Source organism: Escherichia sp. AM3, from assembly GCF_032029835.1.
Taxonomy (GTDB): domain Bacteria; phylum Pseudomonadota; class Gammaproteobacteria; order Enterobacterales; family Enterobacteriaceae; genus Escherichia; species Escherichia coli.
Window position 1 is genome coordinate 1 of sequence record NZ_JAVUPQ010000840.1, and the last position, 295, is coordinate 295.

At 45.8% G+C, this 295-nt stretch carries 1 pseudogene; it reads left to right on the forward strand.

The window, feature by feature from the left end:
* Positions 1-246, forward strand: a pseudogene (locus tag RTW80_RS28640) (Shufflon protein A'); the annotation flags it as partial.
* Between the last annotated feature and the right edge of the window lie 49 nt (positions 247-295).

The following is a 295-nucleotide window of genomic DNA, read 5'->3' on the forward strand; positions in this document are numbered from 1 at the left end:
GATAATACAGGGGCATTACTTTCGTTCCAATCCGGTACGTGGAGTACTATAGGTGGAAAACTCAAAGTTACTCAGCTTTCCAACACCGGTTATCTGGGGCAATTCGACTTCTGTGCCATTGCCAGAATGGGCAACGCAGAGGATGCCCACTACTGCCAGGTAGTTGAGAGCCCAGCAGGTTCACGTAAATGGTACAAATACGAGCATAAGACAGGTTGTATTGCGTCGTGTGTAACGCTCAATTAAGTTTGATATCCAAATACTGAAAATACCCCGGCACCACATGATGTCTTTT